The following is a 671-nucleotide window of genomic DNA, read 5'->3' as shown; positions in this document are numbered from 1 at the left end:
TGCTCGCCCAGCATCAGGCCGACCTGCACATGGCGGCCGCGCCGGCGCAGATTGGATATCGAATTGAACGAGGTGGTGGGGTGGCCGAGCGCGTCCATCGACATATGCGCGCCGCCATTGGTGATCTGCTTGACCGCCTTGACCACGTTCGGCGTCGTAGATGCATTGATGGTGGCGACGGCGCCGATCTTTTTGGCGAAATCCAGTTTCTCGTCGGTGAGATCGATGGCGATGACATTGGCGCCCATGGCGCTGGCGATCATGATCGCCGACAGGCCGACGCCGCCGCAGCCATGCACCGCGACCCATTCGCCCGGCGTCACCCGGCCCTGGTCGACGATGGCGCGAAACGAGGTGACGAAGCGGCAGCCGAGGCTGGCGGCGGTGGCGAATTCCATCTCGTCGGGTAAGCGCACTAGGTTGGTGTCGGCGTGTTCGATGGCGACATATTCGGCGAACGAACCCCAGCCGGTGAAGCCGGGTTGGGTCTGATGCTCGCAGACCTGGTGATTGCCCGAATTGCACTCGAAGCAGCGGCCGCAGCCGACGGCGAACGGCACGGTGACGCGCTCGCCGGCCTTCCAGCGGGTGACCTGCTTGCCGGCGGCGACGACGATACCGGCCAGTTCGTGGCCCGGTACATGCGGCAGCGTGATGCCATCGTCATGACC

General features: G+C 65.3%; 1 protein-coding gene. It reads right to left on the bottom strand.

The features are described 5' to 3' along the window. Positions 1–671, bottom strand: a 671-nt coding sequence (locus tag EN906_RS36240) for a zinc-binding dehydrogenase (protein ID WP_164777715.1), incomplete at both ends; no start/stop codon positions are given.

The organism is Mesorhizobium sp. M7A.F.Ca.CA.004.06.1.1 (genome assembly GCF_003999135.1).
GTDB lineage: Bacteria > Pseudomonadota > Alphaproteobacteria > Rhizobiales > Rhizobiaceae > Mesorhizobium.
This window is presented reverse-complemented; position numbering and strand designations above follow the sequence as displayed.